The sequence below is a fragment of the Amycolatopsis sp. CB00013 genome (assembly GCF_001905755.1).
In the GTDB taxonomy this organism is placed as follows: Bacteria; Actinomycetota; Actinomycetes; order Mycobacteriales; family Pseudonocardiaceae; genus Amycolatopsis; species Amycolatopsis japonica.
The window spans coordinates 666,146-689,036 of the sequence record NZ_LIWC01000003.1; the positions used below are offsets into that span (position 1 = coordinate 666,146).

A 22,891-nucleotide genomic window follows, 5' to 3' on the forward strand; every position below is an offset into this window, starting at 1 on the left:
AGGAGCTCTTCGATGCCGCACGCCGTCCTCCGGTTCCTGCCCGCCGTCGCCCTGGCCGCCGTCGCGCTCGCGGGCTGCTCGGACGAGGCGCCCCAGTCGCAGACGGCGCCGCCCGGGTCGTCGCCGGTGGCGCAGCAGGCCGCCGTCCCGTTCAACGACGCCGACGTCGCCTTCGCGCGGCAGGCCCTCGCGCATCACCAGCAGGGCATGGATCTGGCTTCCCTGGCGGAAACCCGCGCGGCGAACGATCAGCTGAAGGTGCTCGCGAAGCGGATCATCGACACGCACGAACCGGAGATCGCGCGGCTCTCCGGGCTCATCGAGGCGTGGGGGCAGCCCGCGCCCGACGACCCGAACCTCGAACACGTCCAGCGCGACGGGTACGTCAGTCCCGGCGACATGGCGGAACTGGCCGGACTGTCCGGAAAGGACTTCGACCGCCAGTTCGTCACGCGGTTGCTGCGTCAGCGCGAGGCCGGCGTCCGCATCGCCGACGCCGAGACCCAGCACGGCCGCAACCCCGACGCTCGCGACCTCGCCGCGACGACTTCGCGTTCGCAGCAGCAGGAGATCGGCGACCTACGGGGCTTCCAGCAGGGTTGAGTCCGTCTGGACCACGTTCGAATTCAGCTGGACGACGTACGCGCCGGTCAGCAGCACCACCGCGCCGGCGGCCTGGATCCAGCTGAGCGCCTCGCCTAGCAGAAGCCAGGCCGCGGCGGCGGCGATCAGCGGCTCGACCAGCCCGACGACGCTCGCCACCGACGCCGGGAGATGACGGAGCGCCGCCATTCCCGTCGCGTAGGCGAGGACGGTCGCGATCAGCACCAGCGCGATCAGTAGCGACCACACCGGCGGCTCCCACGGCCCGAACGTCGTCGGCGCGTCGAGGACACCCCACGGGATCGCCCACGGCGGGGCGACCGCGCACACCAGGACCGCGCCGATCGTCATCCCCCAGGTGACCATGCCGAGCGGATCCCGGTCCGCGACGCCCCGCTCGCCGAGGAGGAAGTAGCCCGCCGAACAGACGGCGGCGCCGAGCCCGGCGAGCAACCCGAGGACGTCCAGGCTGAGCCCCTCCCAGACCTGCGCGACCAGCACGAGCCCCGTCATCGCCAGCGCTATCCCCGCCCACATCGCCCGCGGCAGCCGCACCCGGCGCACGAACCGCACCCACAGCGCGATCAGCACCGGCGAGGTGAACTCGAGCAGGATCGCGATCCCGACCGGGATCCGGCCCGCCGAGAGGAAGTACATGAGCTGGACGCCCGCGACACCGAGCGAGCCGTACGCGAGCAGCAGCGGCCACTCGTTCTTCGTGACTTTGAGGAGTTTCGGCCGGAAGACTGCGACCAGCGCGAGCAACACGATCGCCGACAGCCCGATGCGGATCGCCGCGACCTGCTCCGGCGACAACCCGGCCTGCATCGCCGGTTTGCCCAGCACACCCGACGTGCCGAAGAAGAGCGCGGCGAGCAGGATCAGCGTGATGCCCCGGCCGCGATGCGCGACGTGCTGGCTGGGGGCGGCGGCGAGTTCGGCGGTCACGGCCGGAGGGTAGAGGCCGGGTGACTGTGGGGCGACCCGTTTTCCCAACGGCTGGTCTACGGGCCGGTCCGTGAAGGCCTCCTTGAGGGACTCTGGGTCCCTCAAGGAGGCCTTCACAGACTTGATGATCGCCACGTACGTCCCATGTGCACCAGCGGTCACAGCGGGCGCGCGTGAAGGGCCCCTTCCCAAGTACATGAAGGCCCCCTTCCTTGCGTCTAGCGCAAGGAAGGGGGCCTTCATGTACTTACGGCGAGCGGTCAGAAGGAGGCGCCGCCGTCGGTCCAGTTCGTCTGGGCGAAGTCCTCGTCGTCGACAGGGGCGCGACGCGGTTTGCGCGACGGCTCCGGCTCCGGGGGAGCGGCGACCGGCTGCTCGGGCTCGGTGGCTTCGAGGGCCTGCGGTTCGGGGGTGCCGTTCGGCCAGACGCAGGGGGAAGTGGCGCCGACATAGAACTTGCCGAGGTCGTTCGCCTGCACGGTCATGTCGAACGCGTCCGCCTTGTTCCGGACGAACACGTAGAGATCTTTGGGCCGCGAATCCGTCAGGACCGCGAAGTCGTGAGCCGTCCACCACTGGACGACCGCGTCGAAGTACTCGCCGAACCGTGCGGCTTCGAGACCGGTCACCTCATAGGTCGCGGAGATCTCGAAGCGCCCTTGCGGGCCGTCGTCGGTGGGATCGGTGCATTCCGACCTGTGCTGGGTGAACGGTTTCCGTTCCGCGGTGGCGGGCAGCGCGGTGAGTGCACCCTCGATGTACCGCTCGACCCTGTCTTTCGCCTCGTGTTCGGTGATGGTCGGTTTCATGGCGTCTCCACCTCCGGAGGAACAAGCGGACAAGAGCACGAGCAGGGCGGTCAGAAGCGGGAGTTTCACGAGGAGGGTTTCCCGGCGATGATCAAACCGAGGTTCCGGAGCGACGGGTTGTTGTCTTCCCAGTATTCGCTGTGTGCTTCCTTGCTGTACCCGCCCCATCCGTCCGTACCCGGCGCCGACGTGAAGACCTGCCCGCCGAAGTCCGCGTCGGCCGGGTCCTGGCCGAGGATCGGGTCGTACCCGGCGATCTCGAGGTTCGCCAGATTGATCATGTCGTGCTCGGCCACGGTCGCGTGCACGTGCTTGCCGATCTCGTCCTGATTCACCCCGTCGAGATGCAGTTCGCTCACGTCGTGCGCGCCGACGCCGGGGCTCGCCACGAACACGAGTTCGTCCGCGGCGAGGCCGCCGTCGACGGCCGCGTGCCCGACGACGGTGGTGCCGTAGCTGTGCCCCATCACCGTGTTGTGCGAGGGTGTGCCTTGATGCGTTTCCCTTAGCCCGTCTTGGAATTGCGCGAGCGCCGCCTTGCCGCCATCGGCGTACTCGGCGCTCGCGGCGTCGGTGATCTCGTTCGGCGCGTCGTAGCCGAGCCAGGTGACCACGGCGGTCGACGGGGAGCCCGACGTGGTCGCCGCGGCCCACATCTTGTCGGACCGGTTGAGGTCGCCGCCGATTTTCGACAGCTCCGAGCCGGTCCCCGGCACGTACGTCGCCACGTTCACCGCGGTGTCGGGATTCCCCGCGGAAACGATCGCCTTCCCGTCGCCGCCGGTGTCCAGCCCCAGCAGGAACGCCTGCGGATCCGACCGATCCAGCCGCTGTTGGATGGCTTCGAGGCCTCTGAGTTTGGGATCGCCTTGCAGCCGCGCGATCTCGCGGGCGAGGACGGCGCGGTTGGCGGCGTCGCGGTCGGTCGCCGGGATGCCGTCGAGATTCCCGACGAGTCCCGGATTTCCTTGCAGCAGAGCGACTTTCGCCGTGTCCGACAGGCTCGCCCACCACGCCTTGTTGTCACCGGGCGTGCCGTTCTCCGGCGGGCCGATGATAGACAGGCCGCTTTGCGCGGCTCCGGCGTCGGCCGCTTGGGCGAGCGTGCCGCCACCCTGTTCGGTGATCTCGCCCCGCAGCGCGCGGCGCAGGATCTCGGCGAAATCGGCGTCGACGTCGGTCGCGCGGCGCAGGCCCTGTTCGACCCTGTCCGTCAGTTCCGCCAGCACGCGCGGCTGGTCGGGCGACGGAACACCCGCGGGCGTGATCTCACCGCCGGGACCGATGGCCAGCCCGTTCCGTCGCGCCAGTTCGTCGGTCTCCCGCACGAACGCGACGATCCGGTCCAGCGCGATCTGTACCTCGTGCGCGCCCCGCCGCACCGCGGACGCCTGCGCGACGAGCCGCTCCAAGGTGGAGGTCAGCGATTCACCCCGCGTCGTCGCGGCGATGGCCGCGTCGCCGGTCCAGCCCGTGAAGCGCGCCATGGCTTCGACGTCGTCGTTCGCGGCGACGATCCGGGTGCAACCGCCGTTGAGCGCGTCGGCGACCTCGCTGATCGCGGCCGGATCCCACCGGCGTACGTCTCCCCAGGTGAGCATCAGACGGGGAGTTCCCGTGACGCCGCCAGCTCGTTGGCGCGGTAGCGGGCGGCCGCCTCGTCGAGCCGCTCGGCGTAGTCGGCGGTGTTCTGCGCCCAGTCAGGCACCGCGCGGCTCCAGGCGTCCGCGAGGAGCCGGGCCGCTTCACCGGAAACGCCACCCGGCAAGCCGGTCGCGACGCCGGCGAGGGTGGCCGCGAGGTCCACCTTCCGGACGTCGGCCGAAGCCCGTTTCGCCGCGCCTGACGCCGCGCCGATCGACGCCAAGGCCACCTCGTACCCGCCGGTCATCCCGCTTCCTCCCCGTAGCGTGACGCTGTGTGACCACCCTACGACGCGGGAGACGGACGCGCGGTTCCCTTCACCCGTCCTTGAAAAGCCCGTCGGCGATGTAGCGCGAGACGGTGGCGAGCCGCCGCCCCTGCAGACGAAGGGCGTCGAGGGCGAGGTCGTCGGGTTCGGCGGACTTGCGCGAGACGAACGAGCCGCCGTACGGATTGCCCGATTCGAGCAGATGAGGGTCGGTGTAGCCGAGCGGCAGGACGATGGCGCCCCAGTGGTAGAAGATGTTGTTCGTCGCCAGCACGGTCGATTCGAGCCCGCCGTGCGCGGTGGACGCGGTGGTGAACGAGGTCGCGACCTTGTTCACGAGCTTTCCCTTGGCCCACAGGCCACCCGTACTGTCCAAAAAGGACTTCAGTTGCGCGGCCGGGCCGCCGAACCGGGTCGGGCTGCCCGCCGCGAAACCGTCGGCCCATTCCAGGTCTTCCAGCGTCGCCGTCTCGTGGTGCGGCCCCGCGTCCACCCACGCCTGCCAGCGCGGATTGCTCGCCACCGCGCCGGGTGGGGCGGTCTCGGGAACCGTGCGGACGCGGACGTCGGCTTCGGCCTCGCGGGCGCCGTCGGCCAGCGCCGACGCCAGTTTCGCGGTGTTGCCGGTCGCGCTGTAGTAGACGACCAGGATGCGGGTGCTCACGTCCGCCGACCCTAGGCGAGCGTGAGCCCCCGTCTCAGAATCCGGAACTCAGTGCTTCTTCCAGGGGCTGACGGTGTCCGTCGGCCGCGTCGGGTCGTGGAACCGGGGCTTGTCCAGTTCGTCGAGGCGCAGCGGGACCAGGCCGTCGGTGATCGCCTGCATGATCTTGGCGTGCGCGCGGACCCCGGCGCCCGGCCGCTCCGGCTCGACCTCCGACAGGTCCACCGGCTCGCCGAAGTGCACCTTGAACCGCGGCCGCCGCATGGGCGCGCTCAGCCCGGACTTGGCGAGCGGCACCAGATCGGCGGGGCCGTTGACGGTCTCCGTCCCCCAATAGACGGCTTCGTGTGCGCCCCATTGGCTGATCGGGATCACCGGCACCCCGGCGGCCAGCGCGAGCCGCGCCGCGCCGGTCTTGCCGCGCTCCGGCCACAGGCCCGGATCGTGGCTGATCCGGCCCTCCGGATAGACGATCAGCGGGTCGCGAGTGGTCCGCAGCGCTTCGGCGGCCTCGGCGAACTGGCCGATGGCCGTCGACGCTTCTTTGCGGTCGACCCGCAGGTGGCCGCTGACCCGCAGCGCCGGGCCGATGACCGGCGCGTCGAGGATGCCGCCCGCCAGCATGAACCGCGGGTTGATGCCGATCCGTTTGCAGGCCGCCATCAGCACGAACGCGTCGAACACGCCGATGTGGTTGGCCGTCATGAGCAGCGGTCGCCGTCGCAGTTCCGCCGAAACACCGCCGGTCACGGTGAGTTTGCCGACGAAGTTGACCAGCCCCCGGTCGATGTTCAGCATCGTGCGCCAGATGGCCGGGGCGCGGCGAGCCGAATTCTCCTCCTGATGCAGCGCGAACATGGGGCAGAGCATGTCATGAACCGCTTTTCACCCGGATGGCCGCTCAAGCTGTGACCTGAGACGAATGTTCCGGATGTGCTCCGAGTGGCGGCCGGGGCTGGAGGGTCGAGGCGGTTACCGTGGAGACATGGCTAGCGGGTCGACGACCAGGAAGCGGAGTACGGCGCGAAGCGGCGGCAGCAAGGGGCCGGCGCGAAAGCCGCGTACCCCGGCGAAGCCCAGGTCAACGGCTGCGAGGAAGCCCGCTCCACGGCGTCCGGCGCCGCGGAAACGCTCGTCCGGCACGTTCGCCAAAGGCGTGCGCGGTACCTGGAATCTGCTCGCGAAGGGCCTCGGCACCCTCGCGCGGACGGTCGGCCGCGGCCGCGAACTGGAACCCGAGCACCGACGCGACGGTCTCGCCCTCGGTCTCATCGCGCTGGCGCTGGTGATCGCGTTCGGCGTCTGGTGGCGGGCCGCCGGCCCGATCGGCGGCTGGGTGGAGGTCGGCACGCGTTCGCTGCTCGGCGCCGGAGCGGTGACGCTCCCGCTGGTGCTCACCGTGGTGGCCGTCGCGCTGATGCGGTCGGAACCGGTGCCCGAAGCCCGGCCGCGGATGGTCATCGGCACCCTGCTGGTGGTCCTGGCGGTACTCGGCCTGCTGCACATCTTCACCGCGCTGCCCGAGACCAACGACGGCCGGATGTACGCCGGTGGCGTGATCGGCGCGTTCTCCGGCGGCCTGCTGACCATGGGTGTCACCACCTGGGTCGCCGTGCCGCTGCTGGTGCTGGCGCTGCTGTTCGGCACGCTCGTGTTCACCGGGACCCCGGTGAGGGAGATCCCGCACCGCCTGCGCAACTGGGGCCTCGACCCCGAGGAGATCGAGGAGGCCGAGGCCGAACGCCAGGCCATCCACGACGAACGCGACGCCGTCACCGAAGCCGACCCGAAGTCGGTCCGCCTGCGGAAGCCGTCGCGGCGTCGCCAGGCCTCGGGCGACCAGGAGGGCGAGCAACTCGACATCGAAGCCGCGCTGGCCGAGGCGCCGACGCCGCTGCGTGCGCCGAAGGCGGCACCCAAGCCGGTCGAGGAGAAGAAGCCGAAGAAGGCCGAGGCACCGCTCTCGGTCACCAGGACCGTCGAGGGCGACTACAAACTCCCGCCGCCGGACCTGCTGAAGCTCGGCGACGCGCCGAAGTCCCGCAGCAAGGCCAACGACGCCATGATCGAGGCGATCACCGGCGTGCTGGAGCAGTTCAACGTCGACGCGCAGGTCACCGGTTTCACGCGGGGACCGACGGTCACCCGGTACGAGGTCGAACTCGGCCCCGGCGTGAAGGTCGAGAAGATCACCGCGCTGACCAAGAACATCGCCTACGCCGTGGCGACCGACAACGTCCGGCTGCTGGCGCCGATCCCCGGCAAATCCGCGGTCGGCATCGAGGTGCCGAACTCCGACCGCGAGATGGTGCGCCTCGGCGACGTGCTGCGCGCGCCGTCGACGGTCAAGGACAACCACCCGATGGTCATCGGGCTCGGCAAGGACATCGAAGGCCATTTCGTCACCGCGAACCTGACGAAGATGCCGCACCTGTTGGTCGCGGGGTCCACCGGTTCCGGTAAGTCGAGCTTCGTCAACTCGATGCTGGTGTCGCTGCTCGCGCGGTCGACGCCGGACGAGTGCCGGATGATCCTGATCGACCCGAAGATGGTCGAGCTGACCCCGTACGAAGGCATCCCGCACCTGATCACGCCCATCATCACCCAGCCGAAGAAGGCCGCCGCCGCGCTGGCCTGGCTGGTGGAGGAGATGGAGCAGCGGTATCAGGACATGCAGGTCAACAAGGTCCGGCACATCGACGACTACAACAAGAAGGTGCGCTCGGGCGAGATCACCGCGCCGCCTGGCAGCGAGCGCGTGTACGCGCCGTACCCGTACATCATGGCGATCGTCGACGAGCTCGCCGACCTGATGATGACCGCCCCGCGCGACGTCGAGGACGCGATCGTCCGGATCACCCAGAAGGCGCGTGCCGCCGGTATCCACCTGGTGCTGGCGACCCAGCGCCCGTCGGTCGACGTCGTGACCGGCCTGATCAAGACCAACGTGCCGTCGCGGCTGGCGTTCGCGACGTCGTCGCTCACCGACTCGCGGGTCATCCTCGACCAGCCGGGCGCGGAGAAGCTCATCGGTATGGGTGACGCGCTGTACCTGCCGATGGGCGCCGGGAAACCGGTGCGCATCCAGGGCGCGTTCGTCGGCGACGAAGAGATCGCCGCGGTGGTGAACTTCGCCAAGGAGCAGGCGCAGCCGGACTACACCGACGGCGTCACCGCGGCGAAGGCGGGCGAGAAGAAGGAAATCGACTCCGACATCGGCGACGACCTCGACGTGCTGCTGCAGGCCGCCGAGCTGATCGTCACCTCGCAGTTCGGTTCGACGTCGATGCTGCAGCGGAAGCTGCGGGTCGGCTTCGCCAAGGCCGGGCGCCTGATGGACCTGCTGGAAAGCCGGGGGGTCGTCGGTCCTTCGGAGGGCTCGAAGGCGCGAGACGTGCTGATCAAGCCGGAGGAACTGGAGTCGGTGCTGTTCATGATCCGCGGCGGCGGGGACGCGAACGGCGGCGACGTCTCCGACGACTGAACCGGCCTTTTTGGAAGACCGGTGCAACGGACCGGAGCCTCCGCTACGTCCATGACCCGTGGACCTCAAGAAGCTGCTCGTCGTCCTCTGCGCACTGGCCGGCCTCGCCTGCGGGGCCGGCAGCTCCGCCGCGCGCGAGCAACCGGCGCAGGCCCTGCCCGCGCCGGTCCAGCGGCCTCAGCCAGCCCGCGACGCCCAGAACAGCGTCGAGCTGGGGGAGACCGTCGTCCTCAAGACCGGTGACACGACCGAGGTCGCGTCGAAGGACGTCAGCATCCGCTTCGCTCGTCTGGTGTCCGATTCGCGCTGCGCCGCGGGAATGGTCTGCGTCTGGGAAGGGGAGGCCGTGGTCGAGCTGACCTTGGCCGAACCGGGACGCGGCGAGCGGACGACGGCGGCCCTCGCTTCCACCGGACGGGGTGGCAGGCAGGCCGTCGAGTTCGCCGCCTGCCGGGTGGACCTGGTCGCCGTGAGTTCGGGGGGCGACCAGGTCACCCTGCGGGTGTCCAAGGCCTAAGGCGCTGTCCTGTGAGTCTGTTCGCGGTCTTCGCGCCCAGGCGGCCCCTGACGGCACGGGCGGATGCGGCCGAGTACGACCCGGTACGAGGCCGATCCGCCCGCACCGTCAGGAACCACCTGGATCACGAAGCCCATCGAACAGACTCACAGGACAGCGCCTAAAGGGGATTGCCCCAGCCGTCGAGATACGCGACTTCGGACAGCGGCACACGCGCCGCCGGTTTGAAATCCGGCGTCGTCGTGTAGGCGACCGGCAGCAACCCGACCTGCGTGACGTCGGCGGGGATGCCGAGGATTTCGGCCGCCTCCGCCTCGTGGGTCAGGTGGTACGTCGTGAGCGTCGAGCCGAGGCCGCGTGACCGCAGCGCCAGCTGGAAGTTCCATACCGCGGGGAAGATCCCGCCGTAGAACGCGGCGTCGGTCGCGTTGTCGCCGCTCGGCCTGCCGGTCAGGCACGGGATGACGAATACGGGCACCCGGTCGATCACGTCGATCAGGTGCTGTCCCGACGCGAACGCCCGCGCCACGGAAGGCTCGGTGATCGCCTCGCCCAGTGCCGCCGCGTTCGTCTCCAGGTACGCCTTCCCGACTCGCCGGAACAGCTCGGACAGCCGGTCCTTCACGCCCTGATCCCGCACGACGAGCCACCGCCACGCCTGCTGGTTGCCCGGTGTGGGTGCCTGCAGCGCGAGCCGCAGGCACTCGTCGAGCACCTCGGGTTCCACCGGCCGGTCCAGGTCGAGCTTGCGGCGGACCGCCCGCGTCGTGCTCAGCAGGTGGTCGGTGACCGAGGTGTCCATATGCCGCCCTTCTACAGATGCTTCGCCAGGAAGCGGTCGATCAGGTCGCTGATCGGTTCGAGGTCCTCCTCCAGCGCGAAATGCCCGGTGTCGAAGAGGTGGACCTCCGCCGAGGGAACATCTTTCCGGAAAGCCTCGGCTCCCGCCGGGACGAAGAACGGGTCGTTGCGACCCCACACCGCGAGCACGGGCGGCTGGGCTTCGCGCAGCCACGCCTGGAACTTCGGGTACGCGGGCGGGTTGTTCCGGTAGTCCCAGAACAGGTCCAGCATCGCTTCCGCGCGGCCAGGGCGCTCGAGGAAGTACTGGTCCAGCAGGTAGTTCGCGGGATCGATGGTCTCCGGGTCGCGGGCGCCGGTGTACTGGTAGCGGATCTGTTCCGGTTCGAGGATCGCTTCGAAGCCGCGCCGCGCCTCGGTTTCGTCGGTCAGGGAAGGGAAGTCCGGCATCGCCGGGCCGAGCCCCTCGACGTAGGCGTTGCCGTTCTGCGTGATCAGCGCCGTGATCTGGGAGGGCCGCGACACCGCCAGCCGCAGGCCCGTCGGAGCGCCGAAATCGAAGACGTAGAGCGCGTATCGCCGCAGCTCCAGCGCGTCCACGAACTCGCCGACGACCTCCGCGAGCCGGTCGAAGGTGAACGTGAAGCCCTCGGGCGTGACGGTCTGCCCGAAGCCCGGCAGGTCCGGGGCGACGAGCCGCCACCGGCCGGCGAGACGCCGCATCAGCCGCACGAACTGGTGCGAAGACGTCGGGTAGCCGTGCAGCAGGAGCAACACGGGCGCTTCGGGGTCGCCGGCTTCGCGATAGAAGACCTCGACGTCGCCGAGCTTGACGGAACGGTGCCGGATGGCCGCCATGAACACTCCCTAATGGTTAAAACTGTCTTGAACCATTAGTACCTGATAGTGTCAAGGCATGCTCGATCTCGACTCGCTTCCCGGTGACGATCTCGCGGTGAACCTGGCCGACACGGTCATGCTGGCCGTCTCGCCGTCGATCGACCTGCTCGACGACGGCCATGAGAAGTTCTGGGCGGCACAGGCTCTGCCGGAAGGCGCCAGCGCGCCTTCACCCGAGCAGACGAGACGGCTGCGTTCGGCGGTGCGTGAACTGCTGGAGGCGGTCGTGGCGGCGCGGGAGCCCGAGGTGTGGGCGGTGGAGCGGGTGAACGCGGCCGCGGCCGCCGTCCCGACCAGTCCGCGGCTGATCGACGGGGGAGCGGAGACGTGCTGGCACGGCGAGGACGGCGCGGAGATCGCCCTCGCCGCCGTCGCGGTCGCGGCGATCGACCTCGTGTCCGGGCCGCGCGCGGCCCGGCTGCGTCGATGCGGCGCGCACGACTGCTCGATGCTGTTCGTGGCGGCCAACAGCCGGCGGGTGTGGTGCACGCCGTCGCTGTGCGGCAACCGGGTGCGGGTCGCGCGCCACGCCGCGAAGGGCTGAAAGCGTCCTTCGCCGCATGCGATGCGGGGAAAGCGCCCTTCACCGCGTCTGACGCGGGGAAAGTCCCCTTCGGCTAAAGCTCCAGCAGCATCCGGCTGTTGCCCAAGGTGTTCGGCTTCACGTACGGCAGGTCGAGGAACTCCGCCACACCCGGATCCGCCGAGCGCCGCATCTCCTCGTAGACCTCCTGGGTCACCGGCGTCCCGTCGATCTCGACGAAGCCGTGCCCGGCGAAGAAATGGGTCTCGAAGGTCAGCACGAACAGCCGTTTCAGCCCGATCTCGCGCGCGAAGTCGATCAGCTGCCCCACCAGCGCGTGCCCGATGCCGCGCCCGCGGGAGTCCTTGTCGACCGCGATGGTGCGCAGCTCCGCGATGTCCTCCCACAGCACGTGGAGCGCGCCGCAGCCGAGCACGTCGTCGCCGTCCTCGACCACCCAGAACTCCTGGACGCTCTCGTAGAGGGTGACGAGTTCCTTCTCCAGCAGCACCGTCCCGGCGTCGGAGTCGACCAGCGCCTTGATCTTGCGGACGTCCGCGATCCGCGCCCGGCGGACGGTGGGGCGGCGGTGCGGGGGAGGGTCTGAGGGCACGTCCACCATTAAGCCATCCCCGGCGCCCGGCCCGGTCGAGGGCTCGCCCGAGCGAGCGATCGCCGACCCCGCGAACAGGCCAGCTACCCTAAGGCACGTGCCTTCTCCCACCACTGATCCTGTCGCCACCCGTCGCGTTTCCTTGTTGACCCTCGGTTGCGCCCGCAACGAGGTCGATTCCGAGGAGCTCGCCGGACGGCTGGCGGCGGGCGGCTGGGAGCTCGCCGCCGAGCCCGAGGACTCCGACGTCGTGGTCGTCAACACCTGCGGCTTCGTCGAATCCGCGAAGAAGGACTCCGTCGACACGCTGCTCGCGGCGTCCGACACCGGCAAGAAGGTCGTCGCCGTCGGCTGCATGGCCGAGCGCTACGGCAACGAGCTGGCCGAGAGCCTGCCCGAGGCCGACGCGGTCCTGGGCTTCGATCACTACGCCGACCTCGCCGAGCGTCTCGACGACGTCGTGGCCGGCCGCAAGGTCGAGTCGCACACGCCGTCCGACCGCCGCAAGCTGCTGCCGATCAGCCCGGTCCAGCGCCCGACCGCCGCCGAGTCGGTCGAGGTGCCCGGGCACGCGCAGCACGGCTGGGGCCCGCGCGTGCTGCGGACCAGGCTCGACACCTCCCCGGTGGCCGCGCTGAAGATCGCTTCCGGCTGCGACCGCCGCTGCTCGTTCTGCGCGATCCCGTCCTTCCGCGGCTCCTTCGTGTCGCGGCAGCCGGACGAGATCGTCGCCGAGGCGATGTGGCTCGCGGAGAACGGCGTCAAGGAGGTCTTCCTCGTCTCGGAGAACTCCACCTCCTACGGCAAGGACTTCGGCCGCGACGGCGCCCGCGCGCTGGAGCTGCTGGTGCCGCGCCTGGCCGCGGTGCCCGGTATCGAACGCGTCCGCGTCTCGTACCTGCAGCCCGCCGAGACACGCCCCGGCCTGGTCAAGGCCATCGCGACCACCCCGGGTGTGGCCGACTACTTCGATCTGTCCTTCCAGCACTCCAGCGAGACCGTGCTGCGCCGCATGCGCCGCTTCGGCTCCACGGACTCGTTCCTCGCGCTGTGCGAGCAGATCCGGGAGCACTCGCCGAACGCCGGCATCCGCACCAATGTCATCGTCGGGTTCCCCGGCGAGACCGAAGAGGACGTCGCCGAGCTGGAGCGCTTCCTCAACGGCGCGCGGCTCGACGCGGTGGGCGTGTTCGGTTACTCCGACGAGGACGGCACCGAGGCCGAGACCTTCGACGGCAAACTTCACGAGTCCGTGGTGGCCGAGCGGGTCGCGCGGATCTCCGCGCTGGTCGAGGAGCTGACCTCGCAGCGCGCCGAGGACCGCATCGGGGATTTCGTCGACGTCCTGATCGAGCAGGCGGAGGACGGCGAGGACCCGATCGGCCGCGCCGCGCACCAGGCCCCCGAGGTCGACGGCGAATGCGTCCTCATCGAGACCGAAGACCTGCCCCAGCTCGCGGTGGGCGACTTCGTCCGCTGTGAGGTCGTCGACTCCGAGGGTGTCGACCTGATCGTGCGGCCCGCGCCGCCCGAGGCCGACCGGTGAATGCCGCCCCGAGCGACGCCGGGGCCGGTGAGGGGACGGGCGGTGAGCACGCCCGGGTACCCGAAGCCACCCCGGTCCCGACCCTGAACCTGGCGAACCTGCTCACGATGTCGCGGCTGGTGCTGGTGCCGCTGTTCGTGATGGCGCTGTTCGCCGGCGACGGGGAGGACACGTTCTGGCGCGCGATCGCCACCGCGCTGTTCGCGATCGCGTCGTTCACCGACCAGGTCGACGGCTGGGTCGCGCGCAAATACGGGCTGATCACCGACTTCGGCAAGATCGCCGACCCGATCGCCGACAAGGCGCTGATCGGCGCCGCGCTGATCGGCCTGAGCGTGCTCGGTGAACTGGGCTGGTGGGTCACCATCGTCATCGCGGTCCGCGAGATCGGCGTGACCCTGCTGCGGTTCTGGGTGATCCGGCACGGCGTCATCCCCGCCAGCCGGGGCGGCAAGGCCAAGACACTCGCGCAGATCGCGGCCATCACCGCGTACCTGCTGCCCCTGCCCGCGTCGGCCGAGCCGGTGCGCTGGGTGCTGATGGGGCTCGCGCTGGTGCTGACCGTCGTGACCGGTCTCGACTACGTCGTACGCGCGGTCCGGCTGCGCGCGGCGGGACGGCGTGCCGCGGGCGCATGAATGCTGAGACGTTGATCACTCACCTGATCGGGCGTGGGGAGACGGTGGCGACGGCCGAGTCGCTGACTGCCGGTCTGGTCTGCGCGACGCTGACCGAGGTCCCCGGATCGAGTGCCGTCGTGCGAGGCGGGCTGGTGGTCTACGCCACCGACCTCAAGGCGAAGCTGGCCGGGGTCGACGAAGACCTCCTCGCCGCGCAGGGCGCCGTGCATCCCGAGGTCGCGGCGCAGTTGGCCGCCGGCGCGAGGGACCGGTGCGGCGCCACGTGGGGTCTCGGCCTGACCGGCGTCGCGGGTCCGGACGGCCAGGACGGCGTCGCTCCTGGCACCGTCCATGTCGGTCTCGCCGGGCCGGACGTCCTCACCGTCCGTACGCTGGACTTGAGCGGTGATCGAGCCTCGGTCAGGGCCGGTGCCGTCTCCGGCGCGTTCGCCCTGCTGGGGGAACATCTCGCATGATCGCCGCGTTCGCCCTTGGCGTATTGCCGTGTCAACACCTGCGCCCAGGGCACCGCTCTGGGTAACGTAGGGGGTAGTCAGTCCTGGAAGGGAGGCGCGTGATGACCGTGCTGTTGCGCGAGGCGATCGGCGACCGGCTCCGACACGCCCGCACGAACCAGCGTCGAACGCTGCGGGACATCTCCCGCGCCGCCAGGGTGAGCCTCGGTTACCTGTCCGAGGTCGAGCGCGGGCAGAAGGAGGCGTCCAGCGAGCTGCTGGCGTCCATTTGCGAGGCCCTGGACCTTCCGCTGGGCGAACTCCTGCACAAGGTCGCGGCGGACGTCTCGGCGATGGACAACGTCGAGGTCGCCCCGGTGGCCGAGAAGGTCGAAGCGGGCAAGAGGCGCGCTCCGGAGCGGGAAAGCGCCGAAGCGGGCGAGCTCGAAGGCGGCAGGCTGGTGTCCGAGCTGATCGGCAACGACCTGGCCGACCTGCGGATCTCGCCGCCGCCGCGGATGAGCCCCGCGCTGCGGACGACGATCTCCGCACCGAAGATGGTCGCCGCTTAGCGAAGGTCGTGAACGGGAGAGGCCCCAGGCAGTCCGCCTGGGGCCTCTTCGGCGTCAGTTCGCGTCGAACGTGCCTGCCTGGTAGGAGCCACCTTTGGTGTGCGTGATCACGAGCAGCCGGTTGGCGGCGTTGATCATCGCGACCAGGTAGACCAGCGCGGCGACCTGATCGTCGTCGTAGTGCTTCCGCACCAGGGCCCAGGTCTCGTCGGAGACGCCCTGGTGCGCGTCGACGATCCGGCTGCCCTCCTCCGCGAGCGCCAGGGCGGCCTGCTCGGCTTCGGTGAACACCGTCGATTCGCGCCAGGCGGCGACCAGGTTGACGCGGACCGCGGGTTCCCCGGCGGCCGCCAGATCCTTGGCGTGGGCGTCGACGCAGAACCCGCAGCCGTTGAGCTGGCTGGCCCGCAGCGACACCAGTTCCTGGGTGACCTTCGGCAGAGTCGAACCCTTGATGCCGACACTGACGTTCGCGAAGCGCTTGCCGAGCTTGGCGCCGAGCTCGGTGCCGTTCAGGTCGAAACGGGAATCCATGATCTCGTCCTCTTTCGTGGTCGTATGCCGAACTTGACGACCACCAGACGCCGGCGGCCCGGCCGCGCTGACAGGCTCGGGGCGTGACGAGCGCCACGGCTCCGGCGTGTCAGAAATCGGGGGGACGCGGCGTCTGGTGGGGGTCACGCGTCACCGAGAACAGGAGCGAGTCCATGTCCGACACCGCCACGGAGGCGTTCGTCGCCCACCGGAACCTGCTGTTCACCGTCGCCTACGAGATGCTCGGTTCGGCCGCCGACGCGGAGGACGTCCTGCAGGAGACCTGGCTGCGCTGGTCGGGCGTCGACCTCGGCGCCGTGGAGAACCCGCGCGCCTACCTGGTCCGCATCACCACCCGGCAGGCGCTCGGCAGGCTGCGGACGCTCGGCCGCCGCAAGGAGTCCTACGTCGGTCCTTGGCTGCCCGAACCGCTGCTCACCAGCCCCGACGTGGCCGACGACGTCGAGCTGGCCGACAGCGTCTCGATGGCGATGCTGCTGGTGCTGGAGACGCTCACGCCGACCGAGCGCGCGGTGTTCGTGCTGCGCGAGGTGTTCGACGTGCCCTACGGCGAGATCGCCGAAGCCGTCGGCAAGACCCAGGCCGCGGTCCACCAGATCGCCCACCGGGCGCGGGCGCACGTCGCCGCCCGGCGGCCGCGCGGTGCCGCGTCCCCCGGCGAGACCAAGGACGTGCTCGACGCGTTCCACCGCGCGGTCCGGACCGGTGACCTGCAGGGACTGCTCGACGTGCTGTCCCCGGACGTCGTCTTCCTCGGTGACGGCGGCGGAGTGGTGCAGGCCGTGCTGGAGCCCGTGGTCGGCGCCGCGCTGGTCGCGCCGCTGCTGGCGGCGAGCCGTCCGGTCCGCGACGAGGCGGCGACGATGGCCGCGGCGCAGGTCAACGGGCATCCCGCGCTGATCCTCCGGCTCGGCGGGGAGGTCGACACGGTCGTCGCGCTGCGGGTCGAGGACGGTCTCGTCACCGGCCTCTACGCGGTGCGCAACCCCGAGAAGTTGTCACGTATGGACCAGGAGACCGTCCTGGGGCGCTGACTCCGGCCGTTTTCACCCACCGTCACCGGCAGGTGAACCCGAAAGGTCGCGGACGTCACAGTCAGGGGGATCCCTGAATTCCGTCGGGGTCGCCTGGAACGCGGGACGCCGACCTGACACGATGGAACTCAACGCCGGGGTCGGGACGTTGCAACATCACAGAGGGGACGCCCCACCTCGAGGTAACAGCCCGTGGGATGCGAGAAGGCAGGCGGAGGAGATGGCCAACCCGTTCGTGAAGTTCTGGAAGTACATGATGGCGGCGTTCTCGTCGAAGATCGACGAGCACGCCGACCCGAAGGTACAGATCCAGCAGGCCATCGAGGAGGCGCAGCGCAACCACCAGGCGCTGACCCAGCAGGCCGCCTCGGTGATCGGTAACCAGCGTCAGCTGGAGATGAAGCTGAACCGCCAGCTCGGCGACGTGGAGAAGCTGCAGGCTTCGACCCGCCAGGCGCTGGTGCTCGCCGACGAGGCGCGTGCCAAGGGCGACGAGCAGAAGGCGACCGAGTTCGAGAACGCGGCGGAGAGCTTCGCCGCGCAGCTCGTCACCGCCGAGCAGAGCATCGAAGACCTCAAGACCCTGCACGACCAGTCGCTTCAGGCTGCGGAGCAGGCGAAGAAGGCCGTCGAGCGCAACGCGACCATGCTGCAGCAGAAGCTGGCCGAGCGCACCAAGCTGCTCTCGCAGCTGGAGCAGGCGAAGATGCAGGAGCAGGTCTCCGCTTCGCTGAACCAGATGAGCCAGCTGGCCGCGCCGGGCAACACCCCGTCGCTGGAAGACGTTCGCGACAAGATCGAGAAGCGCTACACCACCGCGCTCGGCTCGGCCGAACTCGCACAGAACTCGGTCCAGGGCCGGATGATGGAGGTCCAGGCCTCCACGACGCAGCTCGCGGGGCACTCGCGGCTGGAGCAGATCCGCGCGTCCATGAAGGGTGACTCCGTCGCTCAGGTGACCGACGGCAAGACCGCCGCCGCGCCGAAGGCGTCGAGCTCCGCGGACATCCAGCGTGAGATCCAGGCACGGGTTCAGGCCGAACAGGGCAAGAACCCCGCCTGACACACCAACTGGAGCCGGTCCCGCACCCCGCGCGGGTGCGGGATCGGTCTCACCAGAAGACAGGGGAGAGGGCATGGGGCAGGGCAGGCGCAAGGACTTCGGGGAGTTCACCGCCAAGCTTGAGAAGCACATCGAAAAGCTGCCCGACTACGCCCAGCGCGCGCAGGAGAAGCTGCAGCGCTACATCCCGCCCTCCGAACAGGGTTCTTCCCCGCGCCCCGCTCCGCCTTCACGGCCGCGTCCCCAGATGCCGCAGATGCCCGCCATGCCGAAGATCTCGCAGCAGCTGACGTCGATGGCCGCCGGGCAGATCCCGGTCGTGGCCGACGCGAAGGCCAAATGGGCGCGCTGGAACGAACCCGCCGCCAAACTGGAGCGACGCAAACGCCGTGCCTCGCGGGCGCTGACGTTCTGGATCCTCCTCACCTTCCTTTGTGGACTGTTCGCCGTCGTCGCGGGCACCGGCTTGTTGAAGGACGGTCAGGCCGACGTCCTCCAGGCCATCGCGGGCGGCGCCTTCGCCGTCATCTTCGGGACTTTCGGGGTGAAGTCGGGGCTGCGGCTGCGGACGCTCAACCGCACCGTGCTGCCCGCCGCCCCCGCCACTCCGCCGCCGCTGCCCCCGGCGCGGTCGGTCGCGCGTGAGCCGATGGAGCGCCTCGCCGAGAGCGAGGCTTCGCTGGCGGAGCTGCTTCGCCAGCTTTCGCAGCCGACGTCGCTCGGCACCATGCCGGTCTCGGAGATCGCCGTCGCGGACGCTCGCACCACCGCCGCCGAGGCGGCACAGGCCCTGCGCGGGCTCGCCGGCCGGATCCAGGCCATCGAACGCGGCCGCGACGCCGCACCCGAGCGGGAACGCGGCGCCCTCGACGCCGCCATCAAGCAACTGCGCGAGCAGCTCGAAGACGGTCTCGACGGCTACGGCGGTCTCGTCGCGGCCGCCGGGCACACCGTCGCCGCGAGCTCGGACGGCATGACGTCGTCCAAGGAATCCCTCTCCGACGCGACCGACAAGCTCGCCGGCCTCGCGATGGCCCTGCGCGAACTCTCCTGATCTCGGTGATGTCCGTCTGATCACGCGAGATCGCTGTTCAATCACGCGAGTTCCGCCTTCGATCACGCGAGATCCGGAAACGGGTAGGGTCTGAGCAGGCGCTTTCCTGGACCATCGTCTCATTCGTCGTCGCTAATACTCCATTGCGTAACGACCTGCTCACTGTGCGGTACCGAAACGCTCGCGTGACCCGAATCCGCTGGTGACGGCAACCCGCGATGCCTAACGTTTCCTACATGCACGCAGTGCTCATCCCAGCCCGGGCCTGAACCCAGCCCGCGTGAGCGGGCGTCCCAGGGTGGCGGACCGGACACAGTGGATCTCGCGCAGTGGTCTTTCTCGTCCCCACCGAGGAAAGGACGCCCAGTGACGACGCTCCCCCCGGAACCAGAGCCGACCCCCGTCCCGCCTCCCAGCTCGTACCAGCGCGTCATAGCCGCCTACGACCGGATAGCCGAAGTCGACCGCCCCGACGTCTGGATCACCCTCCGCCCTGTGGAAGACGCCCTCGTGGACGCGAAAGCCGTCGATGAACGGCTTCGCGCGGGTGCGGACCTGCCGCTCGCGGGCACCTTGGTGGCGGTCGCGGACGTGGTCGACGTCGCCGGTCTTCCCACGGCGGGCGAGGACGTCTGCTGTACCGGCGCCACCTCGGTGTCCCGGCTCACCGCGGCCGGGGCGGTCGTGATCGGCAAGACCAACTGCGACCGGTTCGGCAGCGACCTCGAGCACACGCGCAGCCCCTACGGCGCCGTGAGCGCGGCGCTGAACACCGCCCGGGTCTCCGGGAGCGCGAGCAGCGGCGCGGCCGTCGCCGTCGCGCTCGGCCTCGTCGATCTCGCGGTCGGCACGGACACGGCGGGCGCGGGCCGCGTTCCCGCTTCGCTCAACGGGATCGTCGGGCTGAAGCCGACGCTGGGTCTCGTGCCGAAGACCGGCGCCGCGCCGTGCGGCGGGATCGCCCTGTTCGCCCGCAGCCTCACCTTGGGACAGCGCGCGCTGGGACTGATGACCGGTCCCGACGGGATCGACCCGCTCGCCCGCGACTGGCCGCCGGACGTCCGGCTGTCGGCGGGCGACCGGCCGCGGGTGGCGATCCCGGGCTCCGACACGCTCACCGGTCTTTCGCTGCAGTCCCGATCCGCCTTCCTCGGCGCGGTTTCGGCGCTGAGGGCGTCCGGCGCCCTCGTGGAGACCGTGGAGGTCTCGGCGCTGCTGAAAGTCGGCGAGCTGATCCACGACGACGGCTTCACCGCCGACAGGCACCGTGTCGCCGAGGCCGGGATGCTCGCGCTCCGGATGCTGTCCGAGTACGACGCCCTCGTGCTCCCGACCGTCGCGGACCATCCCGAGGTCTCCGAGGCGTTGTCCGATCCGGACGGTGTCTCGAAGCGGCTGGAGCGTTTCACGGCGTTCGTCAACCTGCTCGACCTCGCCGCCGTCACGGTTCCGGCGTCGCCGTCGGATCTCGGGCCGTACGGGGTTTCGGTGGTGGTGCGGCCGTTCGACGACCAGGTCGCCATCGACCTGGCCGCCGTGCTCACCGACGAACAGGCCGATTTCCCTTATCCCGCAACGGGTGCGGATCTCGTGGTGTTCGGCGCGCATCTGCGCGGGCAGCCCTTGAACGGAAGCCTGGTCCGCGCCGGGGCGCGGTTCACCGGGCTGGTCCAGACCGGCGAGGGCTACCGGATGGTGTTGCTGCCCACCGATCCGCCCCAGCCAGGGGTGGTTCCGGTGAGCGCCACGGGCGAGCACACGATGCTTTCGGGTGAACGCTGGCGGCTCTCGCCCGCCGCCCTCGGTGCCTTCGCCGCCACGCTGCCCGCGCCGTTCGTGCTGGGCCGGATCCGGCTGGAGAACGGGGAAACGCCGCTGGCCGTCCTGTGCGACCAGGCGGCCACCGCGACGGCGACGGAGCTGACGCGGTACCAGTGCTGGCGTGCCTACCTCAGGTTCGTCAGTACGGCCGGGCCGCGAGACCTCGGGCGACCCGCTTGACCAGACCGGGACCGTGCAGGGCGAAACCGGTGTAGAGCTGGACGAGACCGGCGCCGGCGTCGAGCATCCGTGCCGCGGCGCCGGCGTCGAAGATCCCGCCGACGCCGATGATCGGCAGCTTGCCGCCGGTCTCGTCGTGCACGAACCGCACCACCTCGACCGAGCGCGCGGTGAGCGGACGGCCGGACAATCCGCCCGCCTGCTCGCCGACGGCGGCTTCGGGCGGGGCGATCCCTTCGCGTGACAGCGTCGTGTTGGTCGCGATCAGCCCGGCGACCCCGTGGTCGAGGCAGACCTCCAGTAGTTCCGCGAGCGCTTCGTCGGTGAGGTCGGGGGCGACCTTCACCAGCACCGGCGTCGCCTTCGCGTCGCCGGCGAGCTCGGCCGAGGTCTCGCGCAGTTCGGCGAGCAGTTCGGCGAGCGCGGACTTGTCCTGCAGCGCGCGCAGCCCCGGGGTGTTCGGGGAACTGACGTTGATCGCGAAGTAGTCGGCGTACGGGTACAAGGCCCGCAGCGAGAAGCGGTAGTCCTCGACGGCTTCGTCGAGCGGGGTCACCTTGGACTTGCCGATGCTGACGCCCAGCGGCACCGGCGGCTTCCCGGTCGCGGCGAGCCGGGCGGCGAGCGCTTCGGCGCCTTCGTTGTTGAAGCCCATCCGGTTGATCACCGCGTCGGTCTGGGCGAGGGTGAACAGCCGCGGTTTGTCGTTGCCCGGCTGCGGATGCCGGGTGACCGTGCCGACCTCGACGAAGCCGAAACCGAGCGCGGGCCACGCGTGCAGCGCGCGGCCGTTCTTGTCCATCCCGGCGGCGAGCCCGACCCGGTTCGGGAAGCGCAAGCCGAGGAAGGTGACCGGATCGTCCGTCCGGTAGACGCGGCCGAGCGCGGCGAGCGCGGGGGAGACCCGGCTCAGCCTGGCGAGCGAGCCGATGGTGCGTTCGTGCACGGTTTCGGGGTCGCTGCCGGAGACCCGGTAGAGAGCGGGGCGGACGATCTTGTCGAAGAGCACGGCCCCATCATGCCTGGTGAGCTTTAGTGCTTCGCCTTCCACTCGTCTTCGAGCATCGCGAAGACGAGTTCGTCGGTCCATTCACCCTTGACGACCTCGTTCTCGCGCAGATGGGCCTCCTTGCGCATGCCGAGGCGTTCCATCAGCGCGGCCGACGCGGTGTTGCGTCCGTCACAGCGGCCGATGATCCGGTGCAGGCCCAGCTCTTCGAAGCCGAGGCGCAGCAGTTCGGTGGCGGCCTCCGCGGCGAACCCCTTGCCATGGTGATCGGGATGGAAGACGAACCCGATCTCGCCCTGACGGTGCTCGCTGCTGAGGTACTCGAGGTTCAGGTCGCCGATCAGCTGCCCGGTCTCGGTCAGCTCGACGGCCACCGCGAGGAGCTGGCCTTCCTTCGACAGGCTGCTGCTGTGCACCCGTTTCGCGAGCGCGGCGGCGGATTCGGCCCGGCTGCGCGGGCCCCAGTAGAGGTAGCGGGCGACGTCGGCGCGGGACTGGAAGGAGTTGAGTTCGTCGAGATCCGCGGAGGTGAAGGCGCGGAGGGTCAGTCGCTGGGTGATGATCGGGAAATCGGGCCTCAGCATGGCGTCAGGCTATCCAGTCGGCGGGGTTCCTGGGGGCGGAACTGCGGCGGACGGTCCTTCGGGGCGGCGGATGGTCCTCCCACCCCGGAAATAGGGGTACCCCCGAGGCGGCTCCCGGACGCCGGGAATCGGCGTCCGGGCCCGAGCCGGACCGGTGCTCGGGAACCTCGGGGGCCCGGTGACTGCCTGGTATTCGCTATCAGGCATCACGCGAAGCAGAGACGACGAGCCGAAGGTGGCTCCAACTTGCGTTGTATCGCTGCTCTGAAGTCCTACGCGTGGGGTCCGCTAGCGGACAGCCACCTCACGAGTCCTGTTGGAATACAACTTTGGACCACCTCCTCTCTCGTGTACCGCCACGCTATGCGAGGAGTTCGGGGTCCTGCAACAAGATTTCGTCGATCTCCCGCAGCAGGGCGGTCTTGTCCGCCGAGGGCGGAAAAGAGGCTTCCACGGCGTTCTTCGCGAACAGGGCGATTTCGGCCGCCGTCAGCCCGAGGGTCTCGGCCACCGCCACGTACTCGCCGTCGAGGGTGGCGCCGAACATCGGCGGGTCGTCGGTGTTGAGCGTGACCGCTGGTTTGTCGCGCGCTGACGGAAACATTCCGCGGGGCGCGCCGGCCC

General features: G+C 69.9%; 25 protein-coding genes. 12 read left to right on the top strand and 13 right to left on the bottom strand.

The genetic code is table 11. The features are described from left to right. The first annotated feature begins 12 nt into the window (after positions 1-12). Positions 13-603, top strand: coding sequence for a DUF305 domain-containing protein (locus AMK34_RS22650; protein ID WP_038516533.1), 591 nt, complete (start codon positions 13-15; stop codon positions 601-603). Here the strand turns inward: AMK34_RS22650 and AMK34_RS22655 are convergent. The 6 genes from AMK34_RS22655 to AMK34_RS22680 all read right to left on the bottom strand — a co-directional run bounded on the left by AMK34_RS22655 (position 580) and on the right by AMK34_RS22680 (position 5,794). Further along, complete coding sequence (locus tag AMK34_RS22655; RefSeq protein ID WP_073847161.1) at positions 580-1,551, bottom strand: EamA family transporter; 972 nt, start codon at positions 1,549-1,551, stop codon at positions 580-582. The genes AMK34_RS22650 and AMK34_RS22655 overlap by 24 nt on opposite strands. Before the next feature lie 260 nt (positions 1,552-1,811). Further along, entirely contained in the window at positions 1,812-2,360 is a 549-nt protein-coding gene (locus AMK34_RS22660) for a hypothetical protein (protein WP_073847162.1), read from the bottom strand. 65 nt (positions 2,361-2,425) lie between these two features. Next, complete coding sequence (locus AMK34_RS22665; protein WP_073846715.1) at positions 2,426-3,961, bottom strand: alpha/beta hydrolase; 1,536 nt, start codon at positions 3,959-3,961, stop codon at positions 2,426-2,428. Continuing rightward, positions 3,961-4,251, bottom strand: coding sequence for a hypothetical protein (locus AMK34_RS22670; RefSeq protein WP_073846716.1), 291 nt, complete (start codon positions 4,249-4,251; stop codon positions 3,961-3,963). The genes AMK34_RS22665 and AMK34_RS22670 overlap by 1 nt, the downstream gene beginning before the upstream one ends. Before the next feature lie 70 nt (positions 4,252-4,321). Beyond that, positions 4,322-4,936, bottom strand: a complete 615-nt coding sequence (gene wrbA, locus AMK34_RS22675; RefSeq protein WP_037343124.1) for an NAD(P)H:quinone oxidoreductase — start codon at positions 4,934-4,936, stop codon at positions 4,322-4,324. 48 nt (positions 4,937-4,984) lie between these two features. Further along, positions 4,985-5,794, bottom strand: a complete 810-nt coding sequence (locus AMK34_RS22680) for a lysophospholipid acyltransferase family protein (RefSeq protein ID WP_073846717.1) — start codon at positions 5,792-5,794, stop codon at positions 4,985-4,987. Between the two features lie 298 nt (positions 5,795-6,092). Here AMK34_RS22680 and AMK34_RS22685 point away from each other — a divergent pair, with 298 nt between their 5' ends. Continuing rightward, positions 6,093-8,420, top strand: a complete 2,328-nt coding sequence (locus AMK34_RS22685) for a DNA translocase FtsK (protein ID WP_073846718.1) — start codon at positions 6,093-6,095, stop codon at positions 8,418-8,420. A gap of 58 nt (positions 8,421-8,478) precedes the next feature. Continuing rightward, positions 8,479-8,937 carry a hypothetical protein gene (locus tag AMK34_RS22690; RefSeq protein ID WP_073846719.1) on the top strand — a complete coding sequence of 153 codons (459 nt, stop codon included), beginning with the start codon at positions 8,479-8,481 and terminating at the stop codon, positions 8,935-8,937. A 160-nt stretch (positions 8,938-9,097) separates the two neighbouring features. On the opposite strand, the gene AMK34_RS22695 is transcribed toward AMK34_RS22690, so the two are convergent. Continuing rightward, positions 9,098-9,739, bottom strand: coding sequence for a nitroreductase family protein (locus AMK34_RS22695; RefSeq protein WP_073846720.1), 642 nt, complete (start codon positions 9,737-9,739; stop codon positions 9,098-9,100). A gap of 11 nt (positions 9,740-9,750) precedes the next feature. Next, the gene (locus AMK34_RS22700) at positions 9,751-10,596 is read right to left on the bottom strand and encodes an alpha/beta fold hydrolase (protein ID WP_073846721.1); all 846 of its coding nucleotides are present in this window, start codon (positions 10,594-10,596) and stop codon (positions 9,751-9,753) included. Between the two features lie 58 nt (positions 10,597-10,654). On the opposite strand from AMK34_RS22700, the gene AMK34_RS22705 reads away from it, so the two are divergent. Further along, on the top strand, positions 10,655-11,182 hold the full coding sequence (locus tag AMK34_RS22705) for a CGNR zinc finger domain-containing protein (protein ID WP_073846722.1): 528 nt from the start codon (positions 10,655-10,657) through the stop codon (positions 11,180-11,182). Positions 11,183-11,255: 73 nt separating this feature from the next. Here the strand turns inward: AMK34_RS22705 and AMK34_RS22710 are convergent, their stop codons facing one another. Continuing rightward, positions 11,256-11,783: an amino-acid N-acetyltransferase gene (locus AMK34_RS22710; protein ID WP_073846723.1), complete on the bottom strand. Its 528-nt coding sequence runs from the start codon at positions 11,781-11,783 to the stop codon at positions 11,256-11,258. Between the two features lie 88 nt (positions 11,784-11,871). On the opposite strand from AMK34_RS22710, the gene rimO reads away from it, so the two are divergent. From rimO to AMK34_RS22730, 4 genes are all read left to right on the top strand, one after another. Beyond that, positions 11,872-13,320: a 30S ribosomal protein S12 methylthiotransferase RimO gene (gene rimO, locus AMK34_RS22715; protein ID WP_073846724.1), complete on the top strand. Its 1,449-nt coding sequence runs from the start codon at positions 11,872-11,874 to the stop codon at positions 13,318-13,320. Beyond that, positions 13,317-13,958 (top strand): CDP-diacylglycerol--glycerol-3-phosphate 3-phosphatidyltransferase, encoded by a 642-nt coding sequence (gene pgsA / locus AMK34_RS22720; protein ID WP_037343142.1) that lies wholly within the window; start codon positions 13,317-13,319, stop codon positions 13,956-13,958. Before rimO ends, pgsA begins: the two co-directional genes overlap by 4 nt. Continuing rightward, on the top strand, positions 13,955-14,416 hold the full coding sequence (locus tag AMK34_RS22725) for a CinA family protein (RefSeq protein ID WP_038516494.1): 462 nt from the start codon (positions 13,955-13,957) through the stop codon (positions 14,414-14,416). Before pgsA ends, AMK34_RS22725 begins: the two co-directional genes overlap by 4 nt. Before the next feature lie 101 nt (positions 14,417-14,517). Beyond that, entirely contained in the window at positions 14,518-14,967 is a 450-nt protein-coding gene (locus AMK34_RS22730) for a helix-turn-helix domain-containing protein (protein ID WP_038516491.1), read from the top strand. 54 nt (positions 14,968-15,021) lie between these two features. On the opposite strand, the gene AMK34_RS22735 is transcribed toward AMK34_RS22730, so the two are convergent. Next, positions 15,022-15,501 (bottom strand): carboxymuconolactone decarboxylase family protein, encoded by a 480-nt coding sequence (locus tag AMK34_RS22735; RefSeq protein ID WP_073846725.1) that lies wholly within the window; start codon positions 15,499-15,501, stop codon positions 15,022-15,024. Between the two features lie 173 nt (positions 15,502-15,674). Here AMK34_RS22735 and AMK34_RS22740 point away from each other — a divergent pair, with 173 nt between their 5' ends. The 4 genes from AMK34_RS22740 to AMK34_RS22755 all read left to right on the top strand — a co-directional run bounded on the left by AMK34_RS22740 (position 15,675) and on the right by AMK34_RS22755 (position 20,674). After that, on the top strand, positions 15,675-16,556 hold the full coding sequence (locus AMK34_RS22740; protein ID WP_073846726.1) for an RNA polymerase sigma-70 factor: 882 nt from the start codon (positions 15,675-15,677) through the stop codon (positions 16,554-16,556). A gap of 220 nt (positions 16,557-16,776) precedes the next feature. Continuing rightward, the gene (locus AMK34_RS22745) at positions 16,777-17,619 is read left to right on the top strand and encodes a PspA/IM30 family protein (RefSeq protein ID WP_007029352.1); all 843 of its coding nucleotides are present in this window, start codon (positions 16,777-16,779) and stop codon (positions 17,617-17,619) included. 73 nt (positions 17,620-17,692) lie between these two features. After that, positions 17,693-18,673 (top strand): phage shock envelope stress response protein PspM, encoded by a 981-nt coding sequence (gene pspM / locus AMK34_RS22750; protein WP_073846727.1) that lies wholly within the window; start codon positions 17,693-17,695, stop codon positions 18,671-18,673. Between the two features lie 366 nt (positions 18,674-19,039). Then, complete coding sequence (locus tag AMK34_RS22755) at positions 19,040-20,674, top strand: amidase family protein (RefSeq protein WP_073846728.1); 1,635 nt, start codon at positions 19,040-19,042, stop codon at positions 20,672-20,674. Here the strand turns inward: AMK34_RS22755 and AMK34_RS22760 are convergent. From AMK34_RS22760 to AMK34_RS43870, 3 genes are all read right to left on the bottom strand, one after another. Further along, positions 20,634-21,683, bottom strand: coding sequence for a quinone-dependent dihydroorotate dehydrogenase (locus AMK34_RS22760; protein WP_073846729.1), 1,050 nt, complete (start codon positions 21,681-21,683; stop codon positions 20,634-20,636). The two genes, AMK34_RS22755 and AMK34_RS22760, sit on opposite strands and share 41 nt — an antisense overlap. Before the next feature lie 23 nt (positions 21,684-21,706). Further along, on the bottom strand, positions 21,707-22,267 hold the full coding sequence (locus AMK34_RS22765) for a GNAT family N-acetyltransferase (protein WP_038516475.1): 561 nt from the start codon (positions 22,265-22,267) through the stop codon (positions 21,707-21,709). Positions 22,268-22,628: 361 nt separating this feature from the next. Beyond that, a complete protein-coding gene (locus AMK34_RS43870; protein ID WP_443111213.1) occupies positions 22,629-22,871 on the bottom strand; it encodes a hypothetical protein in 243 nt (80 codons plus the stop codon). Positions 22,872-22,891: the final 20 nt, after the last annotated feature.